Origin of the sequence: Caballeronia sp. LZ032, from assembly GCF_031451315.1 — a bacterium.
Classification (GTDB): domain Bacteria; phylum Pseudomonadota; class Gammaproteobacteria; order Burkholderiales; family Burkholderiaceae; genus Caballeronia.
This window is the reverse complement of record NZ_JARUXP010000005.1, coordinates 132,270-147,146: the sequence shown is the minus strand read 5'-3', so window position 1 is coordinate 147,146 and position 14,877 is coordinate 132,270. Positions and strand designations below refer to the sequence as shown.

Annotated in this window: 16 protein-coding genes and 3 pseudogenes; 11 read left to right on the top strand and 8 right to left on the bottom strand. The window is 64.2% G+C overall.

The genetic code is table 11. The features are described from left to right. Nucleotide 1: 1 nt before the first annotated feature. From QCE69_RS35240 to QCE69_RS39635, 4 genes and pseudogenes are all read left to right on the top strand, one after another. Nucleotides 2-994 carry an SDR family oxidoreductase gene (locus QCE69_RS35240; RefSeq protein ID WP_309935563.1) on the top strand — a complete coding sequence of 331 codons (993 nt, stop codon included), beginning with the start codon at nucleotides 2-4 and terminating at the stop codon, nucleotides 992-994. A gap of 2 nt (nucleotides 995-996) precedes the next feature. After that, entirely contained in the window at nucleotides 997-1,179 is a 183-nt protein-coding gene (locus tag QCE69_RS35235) for a trehalase-like domain-containing protein (RefSeq protein WP_309935562.1), read from the top strand. Next, entirely contained in the window at nucleotides 1,173-1,400 is a 228-nt protein-coding gene (locus tag QCE69_RS35230; protein ID WP_309935561.1) for a hypothetical protein, read from the top strand. Before QCE69_RS35235 ends, QCE69_RS35230 begins: the two co-directional genes overlap by 7 nt. 108 nt (nucleotides 1,401-1,508) lie before the next feature. After that, nucleotides 1,509-2,752: pseudogene (locus QCE69_RS39635) on the top strand (glycoside hydrolase family 15 protein). Here QCE69_RS39635 and QCE69_RS35215 read toward each other — a convergent pair. The 3 genes and pseudogenes from QCE69_RS35215 to QCE69_RS35205 form a co-directional block, all read right to left on the bottom strand. Continuing rightward, on the bottom strand, nucleotides 2,740-4,131 hold the full coding sequence (locus tag QCE69_RS35215) for a hypothetical protein (RefSeq protein WP_309935558.1): 1,392 nt from the start codon (nucleotides 4,129-4,131) through the stop codon (nucleotides 2,740-2,742). The pseudogene QCE69_RS39635 and the gene QCE69_RS35215 overlap by 13 nt on opposite strands. Then, the gene (locus tag QCE69_RS35210; protein ID WP_309935557.1) at nucleotides 4,128-5,039 is read right to left on the bottom strand and encodes an alpha/beta hydrolase; all 912 of its coding nucleotides are present in this window, start codon (nucleotides 5,037-5,039) and stop codon (nucleotides 4,128-4,130) included. The genes QCE69_RS35215 and QCE69_RS35210 overlap by 4 nt, the downstream gene beginning before the upstream one ends. Before the next feature lie 55 nt (nucleotides 5,040-5,094). Further along, nucleotides 5,095-6,856: pseudogene (locus QCE69_RS35205) on the bottom strand (SulP family inorganic anion transporter). Between the two features lie 96 nt (nucleotides 6,857-6,952). On the opposite strand from QCE69_RS35205, the gene QCE69_RS35200 reads away from it, so the two are divergent. Beyond that, nucleotides 6,953-7,537, top strand: a complete 585-nt coding sequence (locus QCE69_RS35200) for a ParB/Srx family N-terminal domain-containing protein (RefSeq protein WP_309935556.1) — start codon at nucleotides 6,953-6,955, stop codon at nucleotides 7,535-7,537. An 11-nt stretch (nucleotides 7,538-7,548) separates the two neighbouring features. Here QCE69_RS35200 and QCE69_RS35195 read toward each other — a convergent pair whose 3' ends face one another. Both QCE69_RS35195 and QCE69_RS35190 read right to left on the bottom strand, forming a co-directional pair. Beyond that, nucleotides 7,549-7,728, bottom strand: a complete 180-nt coding sequence (locus tag QCE69_RS35195; RefSeq protein ID WP_309935555.1) for a hypothetical protein — start codon at nucleotides 7,726-7,728, stop codon at nucleotides 7,549-7,551. Continuing rightward, a complete protein-coding gene (locus tag QCE69_RS35190; protein WP_309935554.1) occupies nucleotides 7,658-8,341 on the bottom strand; it encodes a hypothetical protein in 684 nt (227 codons plus the stop codon). The genes QCE69_RS35195 and QCE69_RS35190 overlap by 71 nt, the downstream gene beginning before the upstream one ends. Before the next feature lie 87 nt (nucleotides 8,342-8,428). On the opposite strand from QCE69_RS35190, the gene QCE69_RS35185 reads away from it, so the two are divergent. The 4 genes from QCE69_RS35185 to QCE69_RS35170 are packed head-to-tail and all read left to right on the top strand — an operon-like array spanning nucleotide 8,429 to nucleotide 10,249. After that, nucleotides 8,429-8,647 (top strand): hypothetical protein, encoded by a 219-nt coding sequence (locus QCE69_RS35185; protein WP_309935553.1) that lies wholly within the window; start codon nucleotides 8,429-8,431, stop codon nucleotides 8,645-8,647. Beyond that, a complete protein-coding gene (locus QCE69_RS35180; protein ID WP_309935552.1) occupies nucleotides 8,637-9,257 on the top strand; it encodes a glycosyltransferase family 2 protein in 621 nt (206 codons plus the stop codon). Before QCE69_RS35185 ends, QCE69_RS35180 begins: the two co-directional genes overlap by 11 nt. Then, the gene (locus QCE69_RS35175) at nucleotides 9,250-9,543 is read left to right on the top strand and encodes a hypothetical protein (protein ID WP_309935551.1); all 294 of its coding nucleotides are present in this window, start codon (nucleotides 9,250-9,252) and stop codon (nucleotides 9,541-9,543) included. Before QCE69_RS35180 ends, QCE69_RS35175 begins: the two co-directional genes overlap by 8 nt. 7 nt (nucleotides 9,544-9,550) lie before the next feature. Further along, on the top strand, nucleotides 9,551-10,249 hold the full coding sequence (locus tag QCE69_RS35170) for an IS6 family transposase (RefSeq protein ID WP_309935550.1): 699 nt from the start codon (nucleotides 9,551-9,553) through the stop codon (nucleotides 10,247-10,249). A gap of 311 nt (nucleotides 10,250-10,560) precedes the next feature. Here QCE69_RS35170 and QCE69_RS35165 read toward each other — a convergent pair. The 3 genes and pseudogenes from QCE69_RS35165 to QCE69_RS35155 form a co-directional block, all read right to left on the bottom strand. After that, nucleotides 10,561-11,169, bottom strand: a pseudogene (locus tag QCE69_RS35165) (glycosyl transferase family 51); the annotation flags it as partial. A 68-nt stretch (nucleotides 11,170-11,237) separates the two neighbouring features. After that, entirely contained in the window at nucleotides 11,238-13,928 is a 2,691-nt protein-coding gene (locus tag QCE69_RS35160) for an ATP-binding cassette domain-containing protein (RefSeq protein ID WP_309935549.1), read from the bottom strand. A 5-nt stretch (nucleotides 13,929-13,933) separates the two neighbouring features. Beyond that, complete coding sequence (locus QCE69_RS35155; protein WP_309935548.1) at nucleotides 13,934-14,212, bottom strand: hypothetical protein; 279 nt, start codon at nucleotides 14,210-14,212, stop codon at nucleotides 13,934-13,936. 195 nt (nucleotides 14,213-14,407) lie between these two features. Here QCE69_RS35155 and QCE69_RS35150 point away from each other — a divergent pair, with 195 nt between their 5' ends. Further along, the gene (locus QCE69_RS35150; RefSeq protein ID WP_309935547.1) at nucleotides 14,408-14,578 is read left to right on the top strand and encodes a hypothetical protein; all 171 of its coding nucleotides are present in this window, start codon (nucleotides 14,408-14,410) and stop codon (nucleotides 14,576-14,578) included. A 123-nt stretch (nucleotides 14,579-14,701) separates the two neighbouring features. After that, nucleotides 14,702-14,836: a hypothetical protein gene (locus QCE69_RS35145; protein ID WP_309935546.1), complete on the top strand. Its 135-nt coding sequence runs from the start codon at nucleotides 14,702-14,704 to the stop codon at nucleotides 14,834-14,836. The last annotated feature ends 41 nt before the right edge of the window (nucleotides 14,837-14,877 follow it).

The following is a 14,877-nucleotide window of genomic DNA, read 5'->3' as shown; positions in this document are numbered from 1 at the left end:
GATGAGAAAGCCAAAAGTTGCGGTCATCACGGGCGCGAGCGCGGGCGTGGGCCGCGCGACGGCGCTCGAATTCGCGCGGCGCGGCGCGGATGTCGCGATGATCGCGCGCGATGCGCAAGCGCTCGAACAGGCCGCCGCCGACGTGCGCGCGCAGGGCGTGCGGGCGTTGGCCATTGCGCTCGATGTCAGCACAGCCGGCGCGCTCGACGATGCCGCCGTGCGCATCGAAGCCACGCTCGGTCCCATCGACGTATGGATCAACAACGCGATGGTCACGGCCTTCGCCCCGCTTTCCTCGCTGTCGGAGGATGAATTCAGGCGCATTACCGATGTCACGTATCTCGGCTTCGTGTGGGGCACGATGGCCGCGCTCAAGCGCATGACGCCGCGCGATCGCGGCGTCATCGTGCAGGTCGGCTCGGCGCTCGCCTATCGTTCGATTCCGCTGCAATCGGCATATTGCGGCGCGAAACACGCGATACGCGGCTTCACCGATTCATTGCGCTGCGAGCTGCATCACCCGCGCAGCCGCATCCATGTGACGATGGTCCAGATGCCCGCATTGAACACGCCGCAATTCGACTGGGCCAGGAACGCGATGCCGCATGCGCCGCGTCCCGTCGCGCCGATCTACGAGCCCGAGGTCGCGGCGCGCGCGATATGGTGGGCGGCGACGCATCGGCGGCGCGAATTGTGGGTGGGCATATCGTCGGTGAAGGCGATCGTCGCGAATGCCATCGTGCCCGGATTGCTCGATGCGTATCTCGGCCGCAATGGCTATCAGGCGCAACAGGACGCCACGCTGCCCAACGACGGCAGGACCGGCAATCTATGGGAGCCCGTGAGCGCGCTGCATCGCGTGCATGGCCGCTTCGAAAGCGAAGCGAAGCGCACGAGTGCGTCGTTCTTGGTCGATGCGCATCGCGGGGTGCTGCTGGGCGCGGCGCTCGCGCTCGGCGCATGTCTTCTGCGTGGCATGCGCCCGCGCCGCTAGACATGGCAGCGCGCATCGAAGATTACGCGCTGCTCGGCGATGGCCTGGCCGCGGCGCTCGTCGCGAAAGACGGATCGATCGACTGGCTCAGCTGGCCCGCGTTCGAAGCGCCACCGTGTTTCGCCGCGCTGCTCGGCGATGCATCGAACGGATACTGGCGCGTCGCACCGACAAGACCGTGCTGAAGGTGACACGGCGCTATGTCGCTGCGTCGCTCGTGCTCGAAACGACGATGCACACCGCGAGCGGGGTGATCGAATTGACGGACTGCCTCGCATGGGGCGAGTCGCCCGCGCGCCTCATGCGCCACGTGCGCTGCGTGTCGGGGCGCGTCGCCTTGACGAGCGAATTGTCGATACGCCTCGATCATGGCCGCACGCGGGCCTGGCTGCGCGCCTTCGATTGACGCATCGCGGCTATCGGCGGCTCGCGCGCGCTGTGGTTCGATGCGCCGAGCGCGCCCGAGTGCGATGCGGGCGTCGTGCGCAATCGCATCGAATTGTCGGCGGGCGAGATGCGCGGCTTCGTGCTGACCTGCTGCCGTTCTTACGATCCGCCGCCCGCAACGGTGGACGTGTACGCGTCGCTCGATGTCACGTTGCAGCGATGGGCGCATTGGACCGCGCGGCTCGATCCGCTCGGCGAACGCTATGCCGAACCGATCCGCCGCTCGCTCGCCGTGCTGAAGGGTTTGACCAACCGGCTCACGGGCGGCATCGCGGCAGCCGCGACGAGCTCGCTGCCCGAGCGCATCGGCGGCGATCTCAACTGGGATTATCGCTATTGCTGGCTGCGCGACGCGAGCTTCACGATGCTCGCGCTCGCCGGCACCGGTTTGCGGCCCGAAGCGCAGGCGTGGCGCGACTGGCTGCTGCGCGTGCTCGCGGGCGACCCCGAACACGCGCAGCCCATCTACACGACTGAGGGCGACGCGCACATCGCCGAATGGGAATGCCCGTGGCTGAGCGGTTACGAATCGTCGCGGCCGGTGCGATTCGGCAACGCGGCCGTGAAGCAATCGCAGTACGACATCTTCGACGAGATCATCGACGCGCTATTCGTTTCGCGCTGTCACGACATGCCACCCGATGACGACATCTGGCTGTTGGAACGTCATCTCATCGAGCACGTGCGGCGAATCTGGATGCAGCCGGACAACGGGCTATGGGAATCGCGCGGCAAGCCCGTTCACCACACCTTGTCGAAAGTGATGGCATGGCTCGCGCTCGATCGCGGCGTGACGAGTGCGACGCGCCCATCGACGACTGGCGGCGCGACGCCGAGGCGATCCGGCAAAGCGTGTTGACGCACGGCTTTCATCGCGATGTCAATGCGTTCACGCAGGCCTACGACAGCGATCGCCTCGATGCGAGCCTTCTGCTGCTGCCGTTGCGCGGCTTCCTGCCTGCCGACGATCCGCGCATCGTCGCGACGGTCGACGCCATCGAACGTCACCTGATGCGCGACGGTCTCGTGTTCCGCTTTCTCGACGCACGCGGCGCGCGGCGCGAAGGCGCGTTCATCGCGTGCAGTTGCTGGCTCGCGCAGGTGATGCAGATGCAGGGGCGGGAAGATGAAGCGCGCGCGTTGTTCGAACGCGTCCTATCGCTTCGAAACGATCTTGGCTTGCTGGCCGAAGAATTCGACACGAAACGGCAGCGTCCATGCGGAAACTTTCCGCAATTGTTTTCGCATGTCGCACTCATCAACACGGCCTCTTTCTTCGATGACGAACAGCACTCGCTTCACGCGTTGTGATCATGCACGCTGATGCCGTAGGAAGAGCCGCGTTTGCGCAGCGCATCTTCGAAGAACGCGAGCGGCATCGGCGCGGGCATATCGTATTGCGGCCCGAGCGCCGCGAGCGCGCGATCGAAGCGCACGAAGGTCGCGAAGTCACGCGGATAACGCCGCTCATCGACGCCGAGAAAGCGTCCTTCGCGCTTCGCCTCCGCGAGCAACGCACGCCATTCGCGGATGCTCGTCAGACCGACGCCTTCGGTGCCGTGCGAGAACAGCATCATCTCGATGTCATCGAACGATGCGCCATCCAGAAAGCGGCGCAGCGTTTGAGCCGAAGGGTCCGTGCAGAACACCAGCCAGAACGGAATCGCGCGCAGGCGCAAGGTCGTGTATGGGTCCATCAGCAGAAACGAATCGACGACGAGCCGCTTCGACTCGATTCCCATGCTGCGATACCAGTCGCGATAGAGATCCGCCGTCGCGAAGCTGAACGCTTCCGGCTCCGCGAAACGCCATTCGACGACGCACCAGTTCTTCTCTTTCGCCAATGCGACGATGGAACCGGTCAGCGCCTCGTCATAGCCCCACTCGGCTTCCGGCGCGCGTTGCGTCGGCGCGGGCGGGTCCCAATGCGTGCGCTTCACGCCATAACGCGCGAGATAGCGCGCCACACGCGGCCCGCCGTTGAAGTATTCGTCTTCCGTCGCGCCGCCCAATGCGCCGAACTGGTAGAACGATCTGTCTCCCGTCCGCGTGACGGGCCACTCGCGCGTGCATCGGCTGATATGAATGGTCGCGTCGGGCGCGAGGCCGCGCAGCAGAAACTCGCGATAAGCCAGCGGCAATGCGCGCAGCTTCAGCCGGAAGTAGCTCATCGCGGAGAGCATCAGCCGGTCCTGATTCGGGTCCTGCATGTGATGCACGGCGATGCGCGGATCGGCATGAAGCAAGGCATCGACAGAACGCAGGCCGTCATCGAAGCCCGCTTGCGCATCGTCGGGATCGCTGAACGGCGCGCGCACGGGGCACAGAAACGTCTGCGGCAGCCACGGCACGCCGAGCGCCGCCGCGACGTGCATCAACGCGCCATTCGACGAGCCGATGAACGCCGCATCGTATTTGCGTTGTGGATAGAGCCCCGCGATCCATTCCCCGATGCCTTCGACATCGAGCCGCCGCGCCTGCCGCGCCGTGATGCCCTCCGACATGCCGCCCACCGTGTACACCCGCTCGCGCGGACGCTTCGGCAGCAGATTGATCGGCGGCATCAGGCTGTCGAGCAAAGGCGACTGGCTCGGGCTGCTGAAACGCTCGCCGTGCAAAGACGACGCGAGCGCCTGCACCATGCCGGCGGCCGAATCGAAACGAGCGATGCCGCGCGGCGGTCTCGTCATGTCGATGCACCGCCCTGAAGCAGAAACGGACGGATCGCGAGCGCGAAGCTATGCGGATACACGTAGTTGAGCGTGTGCGTGCCGCCGTCGATAGTCAGCAGCGCGCCGTTCGGCAAGCGCGCCGCCACTTCGCCCGCCCACGCGAGCGGCGCGACCGGATCGCGCGAACCCGCGACGACCAGCGTCGGCGCCGCGATGCGGGACAGCTTGCGCTCGATGCGATCGCGCATGAGCGCGCGCATCGTCATGATGGCGCGCAGGATGCCCGCCTTCGCGTAGTCGATGCGTCCGATCGCCGCCGACGAGCGCGCCTGTTCCATCCGTCCGTTGTGCCAGTCACGATGAATCTGAGCGAGAAGCCAGCGCGCATCGCGATCGACGGTCGGGCCTTGCAGCACGAGCCGGTCGACCGCTTCGGGATAGCGCGCGGCGAAATCCGCAAGAATCTGACAGCCGAACGAGTTTCCGACGAACATCGCGCGCTCGATGCCGCGCGCGCCGAGCCACAAACGCAGCGCATCGGCGAGCTCGGGGACCGAAAGCGTGTGGCCGTGCAGCGCGCTTTCGCCGAAGCCGGGAAGATCGGGCGCGTGTACGTCGAAGTCTTCGCGCAACGCGAGTGCGAGCGGCTCCATATAGCGGCTCGAAATCACGAGGCCATGCACGAGCACAACCGGCAGGCGCTTCGCATGACCGCCCGCGCATGCCGCGCGACGCGAGAACATGCGATAAGGCCCGGCCTGCGTATAGCGCACGGTGATGCCCGCGCGCGCGCTTTCATCGCTCAATGCGGGCGTGCGCTTCAGACGCGCCCATTCGACCGCGGCCCACGCCGAGAGCGCGCACACGCCGACGCCGGCAACGATGCGCCATGAAGGCCACGCGGCTCTCACGCGATGTGGTTTCATGCAGACCGCCTCCCGTCCCGTTCAATTCGAAGTCGCAGCAATAAAAGCGCCCGCTTCATTCATCTTCCCAATCGCGCCATTTCACATCGTCATGTGCCGCGAGATAGCCACTGACCGCCTCGCCGATGGTCGGAAACAAACGCTCTTCGCCAATCGTTTGCAGCACGCCATAACGCTTCAGGTTGTCTTTCACCGGCCCTTTCAATTCGGCGAAGCACAACGCGATATCGCGCTCGGCGAGTTCCTTTTGCAAACGCTCCAGCACTTCGACGGCGGTGAGATCGATGTCCGTCACCGGCTCGGCGGCGATCACGGTCCAGCGCGATGTCATCGGCGTCCTCGATTGCGCGCAGTACGTGCTCGCGAAAAATCTCCGCATTCGCGAAGAAAAGCGGCGCGTCCCAGCGGAACAGCACGAGACCGGGCACGCGCCGCGCCTCGGGATGACGCGATACATCGTGATAACCCTTGCGTCCGTCGATGCGTCCGAGCACGGCGTCATAAGGCCGCCACGCGCGCCATAGAAACGACAGCACGGCCAGCAGCAGCGCGAGCGCAATGCCGTTGACGACGCCCAGCAACGCGACGCCGGCAAAGCACACGAGCGCCTGCACGAACTCGTTCTTGCGCAGACGATACAGCCGCATCACGCCGCGCACTTCGAGCATCGAAAGACATGCGGCGATCACGACCGCGGCGAGCGCCGCTTGCGGCGTGCTGGCGAGCGCATGCGGCGCGACCACGAGCAACGCCGCGACGACGATCGCGGCGAACACGCCCGTCAATTGCGTCTTCGCGCCGGCGGCTTCGGCCACGGGCGTGCGCGAGCCGCTCGCGCTCACGGCGAAGCCCTGAAACAGGCCCGCCGCGATGTTCGACAAGCCGAGCGCGATGCATTCCTGATTGCGGTCGACTGTTTCCTTCGTGCGCATCTCGTAAGTGCGGGACAGCACCACGACATCCGTGAACGAGACGAGCGCGATCGCCGCCGCCGCGCCCGCGAGCTGCCACCATTGATCGAGCGGCATCAGCGGGAATTCGAATGAAGGAAGCCCGCGCGGCACGTTGCCCACGGTCGCGACGCCCGCTTGCTTGCCGAGGTCCATCGCTTTTACGAGCGCCGTCGCCACGCCGACCGCGATCAGCACGCCAGGCACTTTCGGCCAGAAGCGTTTGACGAGCAGGATCGAGACGAGCGCGCCGATGCCGATGGCGAACGCCGTCAGGTTCACTTTCGATGCGGCGAGTCCATCGATCAGATCGTTCACCTGCGCGATGAACGATTCGCCCTTGCCCTTGAAGCCGAGCAGCTTCGGCATCTGTCCGACGATGATCGTCAGAATGACGCCGTTCAGGAAGCCGTATCGGATGGGCAACGACAGCAATTCGCTGACGAAGCCGAGCTTCAGCAATCCGACGACGAGGCAGATCGCGCCCGCCAGCACCGCGAGCGCGCTGGCCGCGATGACCGCACGATGCGGGTCGCCCTGACTCAGCGACACGATGCTCGCGGCGATGAGCGCAACCAGCGCCGAATCAGGCCCGACGACGAGCAGGCGGCTCGGGCCGATGATGGCATAAGCGAGCATCGCGGCGAAGGACGCATACAGGCCGTTCACCGCGGGAAGTCCCGCCGCCTCGGCATAGGCCATGCCCGCCGGGACCAGCACCGCGCTCACCGAGAGTCCCGCGACGAAATCGTGGAAGAGCCAGCGCGCCTCGTAGGCGCGCAACGCGGCGAGCCCGGGGAACCAGCGAAGCGGCTCAGTCGCACTTCTTCGTGCATCGTGCCCGTGGTGCCGCGCTTTCGTGTTCATCGTTGCGCCTCTCTCCTTGCGGGAAGCAAGCGCGGTTCCAGACCGGGAACACGGTTTGCCTGCGCGCTCGATGCATCACTTTTCAGGGGACGCGTCATGAATACGAAGCGCATCGCTCGACTGCATCCGACGCAGATGACGCACGGCGAGCGAGAGATCCGGCAAAAGGCCGACGCTTATCGCGCACTGAGCGAGCACGACCTCGACATGGCCATCGCGGAGAAGCCTATTCCCGTGGTGCTCGGGCCGGGCGGCGAGCCGTACGTGATCGATCATCATCATGTCGCGTGCGCGCTCGAACGCATCGGCGTGAAGGATGTGCCGTTTGTCCTGGTCAAGGATTTGACTTCGCTGTCGCAGCCCGAGTTCTGGCTGACGCTGGAAAACAACTCATGGGTTCATCCCTACGATGCGGACGGCCGTCGCATCGCGTTTAAGGATATACCGACGCAGATGGGAGACGCCGTGAACGATGAGTTCCGCAGTCTCGCAGCCTTCGTGCGCGAGGCGGGCGGCTACGAAAAGACCGACGTGCCGCTGGCGGATTTCCGCTGGACCGACTTCTTTCGCGCGCATTATTCGCGACCGAACGACGATGCGGAATTCGACGCGCTCGTTCAGCGTGGGAAAGATCTGGCCCGCAGCGATGCGGCCGCGGGCCTCCCTGGTTTCATCGGTTGAAACCGTCCGCGTCAGTGCGGATGCGCCGCAATGAAGTTCTTCACCGATATATAGACCGGCTTGGGCGTGACGCCGTCGTTCAGCATGATGCCGTAGGGGCCTTCGCCAGTGGGCGGATCGTCATAGAGCTGATAGACCTGAAGTGACTGGATGTTGTATTGCGGCGCGATGGCGAGCAGCGCGCCCATCATGTTGTCCGCCATGAAGGTGCCCGCTTCTTCGGCGGCCGGGGAAGCACGGACGCATACCCACTTCGTTGATCCAGATCGGCTTGCCGAACGATTGCAGCGTGCCGATCACGTTGTAGCATCCCGTTCCGCCGCATGCGTTGCGGATATCGCCCTGCTCCGAATACCAGTGCCACGCGGTGATGTCCCACGTCACGACGGGATGCCCGCTCGTGCCGTCCGGCTGCGTGCCGCTCGCGAGCATCACGTCGAAACCGTAATGCATCCACGTATTGCCGCCGATGATGATCTTGCCATCGGGATCCACCGACTTGATGCCCGCAATCAACCCGCGAATGACGCCGCGTGCGATCTGGAAGCAATCGTTCTTGAAGTCGGTGCTGCGCGCGCCGTCGACCCAGCCGTTGAGACATGTCGGCGCCAGTTCGTTCGTGACTTCGTACCAAGCGTAGCGTTGCACGTTGACGATCTGCTGCGCGAGCGTGTAGCTGGCCTGATAAGCCGCGTTCTCGTCGGGGAAGTCAAGCGTCTGAAGCAGCACGGGATAAACCGTCACGCCGGATTGAGCAAACGTCTGCGCGACGCTGGCGAGCTTTTTCGCGCCGTCGACATTCATCGCGCGTGCCGCAAGGCATGGCTCGCCGATTCAACGCTCGCCTGCATCGCGTATGAGGACGCCTTGTATCGGCGTATGGACGGGCTCTTGCAGACGCGTCTCGCCGATCTCCGTGCTTGCGGGATCATCGCGACGCCCATATCCGAACGCATCGACACGGCTCTGCTCGCACGTCATCACAAAGCGAAGCAGCGCGCGGTGAGCCGCTATATCAGCCAGTTGAAGGCGTTCGGCCCGAACGGTTACGACGATGTCTTCGCGCCCGAGCGCTTCTGGACCTTGCAGTCCGCACATCATGACCGGTGAACGAGTCGTTCTTCCCGACGCGGACCGCGCGCGGCTATCCGTCGTCGTGCTGACTTACAACCGTGCCGATCGGGTTCTCGACACGCTTGCAAGACTTGCCGCGTTGCCCGATCGCATCGAGATCGTCGCGGTCAATAATGCCTCGACGGACGGCACCGCCGAGCGCATCGCGGCAAACTTTCCTTTCGTGAAGCTCGTCCGCGCGCCGCGCAATCTGGGCGCGGCGGGCCGCAATCTTGGCGTCGCGCGCGTCCAAACGGAATACGTCGCGTTCTGCGACGACGATACGTGGTGGAGTCCCGGCTCGCTGTCCCGTGCCGTCGACGTGCTCGATGCCGCGCCGCGCGTCGGCGTGCTAAATGCGCGCGTGATCGTCGGCGAACACGGCGCAATCGATGAAACCTGCGAGCGCATGCGCGACAGTCCGCTCGCGCGCGACGGGCTGCCGGGGCCCCGCGCTTATCGGTTTCATGGCGGGCGCGTGCGTGTTTCGCGCGGACGTCTTCCGGCAAACGGGCGGCTACGAGCCGAGGCTTTTCATCGGCGGCGAAGAGACGCTCGTCTCGCTCGATGTGCTTCGCGCAGGCCACGGGATCGTGTATATGGATGAGGTCGTTCTTCATCATCATCCTTCTCCGCTGCGTGACAGCGCGCAACGACGCAGGCTGCTCGCACGCAATGCCGCGTGGGTCGCGTGGATGCGTCTGCCGCTGGCCGAAGCGCTGTGCGCCACCCGCGCCGCGATCGCTGTCCTACCCGCGCTGCCCGATCTGAAGGAACTGATCGCGGGCATCGCATGGGCGCTCCGCAGGCGGCGCGTGATCGACAAGCACGTGCAACGGTTCTGTTGCAGTAAGGCGGTCCGCTATGATGTGCGGAACAACATGACCGGCTGAAAGCTCGATGAAGACATTGAAACCGGCGGTGGCCTGCGTGTTTAAACGCCTGCACTATCCGCTCGACGTGATCCTGACTTGCGTGCGTTGGTACGTGGCCTACCCGCTGAGCCTGCGACACCTCGAAGAAATGATGGCCGAGCGCGGCGTTTCGGTCGATCATTCGACCGTGCACCGCTGGGCCATCAAGCTGCTGCCGGTACTGGAGAAAGCGTTTCGCCGCCACAAGCGTCCCGTCGGCAAGAGCTGGCGTGTCGACGAGACCTACACTAAGGTCAGAGGCCAATCGAAGTACTTGTATCGCGCCGTCGACAAGGCCGGTAATACGATCGATTTTCTCTTGCGAGCCCATCGGGACAAGGCCGCGGCGCGACAGTACTTCGAAAAATCGATCACGCAAAATGGCGAACCCGAGACAGTGACGATCGACAAAAGTGGCGCCAATTTGGCTGCGCTCGAAGCCATCAACACCGGTCGCGAAATACCCATCAAAATCCGCCAGACGAAGTACTTGAACAACATCGTTGAACAGGACCACCGCGCGATCAAAAGGCGCACTCGACCCATGCTCGGATTCAAGAATTTCCGTTGCGCCCGCATCCTGCTTGGTGGCATCGAGGTGGCCCACATGATCGCCAAGGGGCAGATGAAAGAAAACAGCGTTCGACAAACTCCCGCCGAGCAATTCTATTCGTTGGCTACATAAGCAGTCCTTTTCATATCAGTCATTCCTCACGTTGCGATCGTTATTGCGACAAAGCCGGTCAATCTCAGCTATCGCTTCCGACATAGCAGCGCCAGTGCAAAGAAACGCATCCGGTCGCGTGAAGCAGCGCGCAAAGGCGAGGCCTCTAGCGCCTCGGAATCCACCTGAGTTCTTCGCCGCGCAACCTATGACGGAGGACAACGACCCCGGAAACCCATACACTTATCCACACCCGGTCTTGCTTCAGACCGGCCTCCACCCCGGCTCAAAACTCAATCGGCGCGGTGGCTCAAAATTCCGTCGGCGCGGACAAGCAAAGGCTTCGCTGGCGCGCTCACGTGCGTGAAACGCGTTTCGTACGGTGTGTCTTTCGCAAATTCGAGAGTCGAGATGCGTCGCGTGGCGAGCCCGGTGCCGCCGTTCTCCACGATGCCGACCAGTTGCGCTAGTGCCTCCGGCCGGTCGCCCGATGCCCCGATCGCGGCCGCATACGAAGGCGTGACCGACGAGAATGGATAGCCGAGCGCGCGCCATGACTTCGCGATCTCCGCATACGCCTGCAACTCGACCATGCGCTTGATGCGCCTGTCCTGCGTCGCGCGATAGCGTGTCTTGAAGAGCCACGAATAAGCGGTGGCGCGCACATCGCGGCTCGCTTGCTGCACGTCGTCGAGCGACGCGAGGGGATGCTCCCGCAGATAGTTCACGGTCCACAATTCGAGCGGATGCACGCGCGCGATATACCCGCGATCGTTGAGGTTGAACTTGTCGATGCCGTATTTCGCATGGAGCTTTGCGAGATCCTCGTCCGTGAGGGACGACCGCTGAAGACGCGCTCGCGCTGCTGTTGCGCGACGTGCGCAAGTCGCCGCAGCGGATCGCGACGGTGCTGAGAAGCGTCGCGCCCGGCGAATCGCAGGCATGATTCGATACGCGGATGCGCGCGGCGTTGAGCGGCACGCCGGCGGCGTCGCGCAGCACCTGACTGCTACTGCGCAGACGTCCTGGCCATCACCCCTCCAATCGTCCCGATCAACTTCGGCGGGGGCACAGGCTTCGTCAAATGTGCCTGAAACCCCGCCGCCCGCGCGCGCCCGCGCGCATCGGCCTGCGTATGTCCCGTCAACGCAATCGCGGGCGTCCGCTCGGCAAGCGATGCGCCACGGCTCGCCTCTTCCTCGCGTATCAGACGCAAGACTTCATAACCGTCCTGCTCGCCGCCGAGCACAATATCGCACAGGAAAACATCCGGCCATTGCGCCGGCGGCAAGCCGCGCAATCGCGTGATCGCCTCGTCGCCCGACGCACACAGCACCACAAGTGCGCCCACCGATTCGAGCACGGCCTCCAGCGCGTCGCGCGCTTCTTCCTGATCGTCCAGCACCATCACGGTGATGCCGTTCAACGCGTCGTTGTGTGCGGCTGCGTGCGCGCTCGTATCGTCGAGCACCGGGCGTAAAGGCATCGTCGCGACATAGGCGACATGCTTGTCGATATAACGCGGCGCAAAACTGCCGCCCGTCTCCGTCAAGGCCTTTTCGAGGCGCCGCACTTGTTGAGGCGTAAGATCCGCGGGATTCGGGCGCTGCCCCATCACCGTGAGACTCGCCTGATTTTCCTCGCGGAACACGCGCAATTCGATGCGCTCGCCGCGCGTTGCAGCGCTCATCTGCGCGCGGCACAACTCGGCGACGATCTGCTGCAGCACGCTCGGATCGCCGGACACTCGCAAGCCCGGTTCCCTGATGACCGTGTACAGATTCACGCCGCGCTCCGCGATCTCCTCATGCAGCGCATCGACGACGCCGGCCACGAGCGTATCGAGTCCGACCGCCTGCGCCGACACTTTGCGCTGCGCGTGCTCCAGTTCTCCCTGCTGCCATTGCAGCGACCACATGCGCGCATACACGCCATCGCGCGCGAGCAGTTCGTCGTGCTGTCCCTGCTCGACGATACGTCCGTGTTCCATCACGAGGATCCAGTCCGCATCGACGACCGTGGACAGCCGATGCGCGATCACGATCGACGTGCGCCCCTTCGCGAGACGATCGAGCTCGTTCTGGATCGCGCGCTCCGAACGCGTATCGAGCGCGGAGGTCGCTTCGTCGAACACGATGATGCGCGGATTCTTCAGAATGGTGCGCGCAATCGCGATGCGCTGCCGCTCGCCGCCCGAAAGCCGCACGCCGCGCTCGCCGACGCGCGTGTCGTAATGATCCGGCAGACGCTCGATAAAGCCGTCCAGTTGCGCCGCGCGCGCGGCCTGCACGATATCGGCGCGCGTCGCATCGGGACGTCCATAGCCGATGTTGTAGGCAATCGTATCGTTGAACAGCACCGTGTCCTGCGGCACGATGCCGACCATCGCGCGCAGGCTGTCCTGCGTGACCTGCGCAATGTCCTGCCCGTCGATTCGGATCGCGCCGGCCGTCGGCTCATAGAGCCTGAAAAGCAGCTTCACGAGCGTGGATTTACCCGATCCGCTGCCGCCCACTACCGCGAGCTTCTTACCCGGATGCGCGCGAAAATCGACATCGCGCAGAATCTGCCGCGCCGGGTCGTAGCCGAACTCGACATGATCGAACTCGATCTCGCCCGCCGTCACGACGAGCGGCTGCGCGTCTTTCTCGTCTACGTCCTCGCGCACGCGGCCGCGCGAAAGCAGGATCGTGAACATGCGCTCCACGTTCACGATCGCGTCATTGGTCTCGCGAAACACGAAGCCAAGCGTGTTGAGCGGATTGCACACCTGCACGATATACGCGTTGACGAGCACGAGATCGCCGACGCTCATCGTGCCCGCGACGACATGTTGCGCCGCGCGCAGCATCACCGCCGCAATGCCGACCGCGATGATCGTGCTCTGCCCGACATGCAGCAGCGTGAGCGCGCGCTGATTGGCGACGCGCGCATGGACCCACTCTTCGAGCACGCTGGAAAGCCGGTTCGTCTCGATGCGTTCGCTTGCGAAGAACTTCACGGTCTCGTAGTTGAGCAGGCTGTCGACGAGACGGCTGTCGGACTGCGCCTCCAGCTTATTGACCGCGCGCTGGAAGCGCATCCGATAGCGCGTGAAGATCAGCGTCCACACCGAATAGAGCACGAAAGTCACGGCGATGATGACCATGAACTCAAGCGCGTAACTGCTCACCATGATGGCGACGACCGTGCCGATTTCGATCATCACCGGCACGACAGTAAAGAACGCCGTGCCGAGTAAAAAGCCGATGCCGTCCGCACCCTTTTGCACGTCGCGCACAACGGCGCCCGTCTCGCGCTGCGCGTGAAAGCGCGCGCCCAGCGCATGAAGATGCGCGAACGTTCGCTCGGTGAAGGACGCCACCGTGCGTTGCGTGACGATACTGAATACGATGTCGCGCGCCTCGTTCAGCACATCACCGAGATAGCGCAGCAGCACGTAGGCAAGCACCAGAAAAACGGGAAAAACGACGCTCGTCGCTGGATGGCTGAACTCGTCGATGACACGCTTCAACAGCAGCGGCACCGACACGACCGCGAGACGCGCGCCGATCATCAGGACGATCGCGGCGGCGGTCTGATAGCGCCATGCCCAGACCGCGCGCCACAGATCCGCGAAGATGCGGCGGCGCACGCGCGTGCGCTGCGCATCGGACGCGCTGGATGCATTGGATGCATTGGATGCGGCGTGAAGCGTCACTCCTTTCAGTCCTTGCGCTTCGCCGCGCCCGCACCCGATGCGCCCTGGGAATGCTTCTGCTGCACGCGCGCTTCCTCGGCGCGCTTGAGCGTCGCGGGATCGGTGCCCGATTGTCCCGCCGCACCCGCGCCGCCCGCCACGCCCGCGGATTTGCCCGGGACGCCATCTCCCGGCGACTTGTTGCCGGGCGGCGCGCCGTTCTGCTGCGCGCCCGCGCTTGCCGCGCCCGACATGCACGCAAGGGCGAGCGCAAGCATCATTGCTGACCGATAGAATCGATTCATTGCATCTTTCCTCGCGCCGACGACGTGTCTTGACAGCAACCCGTGCGCCCGCCCGCGGGGCGAAGCCTTGGCACAAACGATGCTTGATGCAACCGGCCGCCGGTCGCGACTCGGAGTCGTCATGGAAGCACGGAATTATCCTTTCAAGCTGGCGGCTCTTGAGCACAATGCGCCGGGCGGCTCGCGCCTGGAAACGTGGTAATCATCGAAGTCAGCAGTCTCGTCGATCAGATCACGCTGTCGCTCGATCTTCAATCCACCGACCGCTACGCGCTGATGATGGCTCGCGCAACCGCGCTCGCCGGCAATCCGAAACTCGCGATTGGGAAGGTCAAAGCGGGCTTGCGGCGCATTACAGAACGCTGATCGCCGGTATATCCATTCGCCCGACGTGGAGCGGTCTATGCTCGACAAAAGGTACATGCGCTCCGCGGAGGCGTTCATGTATTCAATGGGTTTGATTACAGGCGGCACGCCGAGGTCACGAAGGTGACGTTCCACAGCCACATCGTCAGGCCGACGGTGGCAGCGGCGGAAGCGGCGATCGCTGAATGGGCGCGCGACTTCATCGACAAGAGCGGCGACGTTCTCGAAGCTTCACTATGGCTCGCCGAAGAGGCGTGATTAACCGTCCTCGCTGCACATCCGCGCAGCCGGCCATTTAA

Excerpts from the sequence above, each read along its gene's own strand:
- QCE69_RS35240 (WP_309935563.1), top strand. The coding sequence starts at position 2 with ATGAGAAAGCCAAAAGTTGCGGTCATCACGGGCGCGAGCGCGGGCGTG.
- QCE69_RS35235 (WP_309935562.1), top strand. The coding sequence starts at position 997 with ATGGCAGCGCGCATCGAAGATTACGCGCTGCTCGGCGATGGCCTGGCC.
- QCE69_RS35215 (WP_309935558.1), bottom strand. The coding sequence starts at position 4,131 with ATGACGAGACCGCCGCGCGGCATCGCTCGTTTCGATTCGGCCGCCGGC.
- QCE69_RS35210 (WP_309935557.1), bottom strand. The coding sequence starts at position 5,039 with ATGAAACCACATCGCGTGAGAGCCGCGTGGCCTTCATGGCGCATCGTT.
- QCE69_RS35200 (WP_309935556.1), top strand. The coding sequence starts at position 6,953 with ATGAATACGAAGCGCATCGCTCGACTGCATCCGACGCAGATGACGCAC.
- QCE69_RS35195 (WP_309935555.1), bottom strand. The coding sequence starts at position 7,728 with ATGATGGGCGCGCTGCTCGCCATCGCGCCGCAATACAACATCCAGTCA.
- QCE69_RS35190 (WP_309935554.1), bottom strand. The coding sequence starts at position 8,341 with ATGAATGTCGACGGCGCGAAAAAGCTCGCCAGCGTCGCGCAGACGTTT.
- QCE69_RS35180 (WP_309935552.1), top strand. The coding sequence starts at position 8,637 with ATGACCGGTGAACGAGTCGTTCTTCCCGACGCGGACCGCGCGCGGCTA.
- QCE69_RS35175 (WP_309935551.1), top strand. The coding sequence starts at position 9,250 with ATGGATGAGGTCGTTCTTCATCATCATCCTTCTCCGCTGCGTGACAGC.
- QCE69_RS35170 (WP_309935550.1), top strand. The coding sequence starts at position 9,551 with ATGAAGACATTGAAACCGGCGGTGGCCTGCGTGTTTAAACGCCTGCAC.
- QCE69_RS35155 (WP_309935548.1), bottom strand. The coding sequence starts at position 14,212 with ATGAATCGATTCTATCGGTCAGCAATGATGCTTGCGCTCGCCCTTGCG.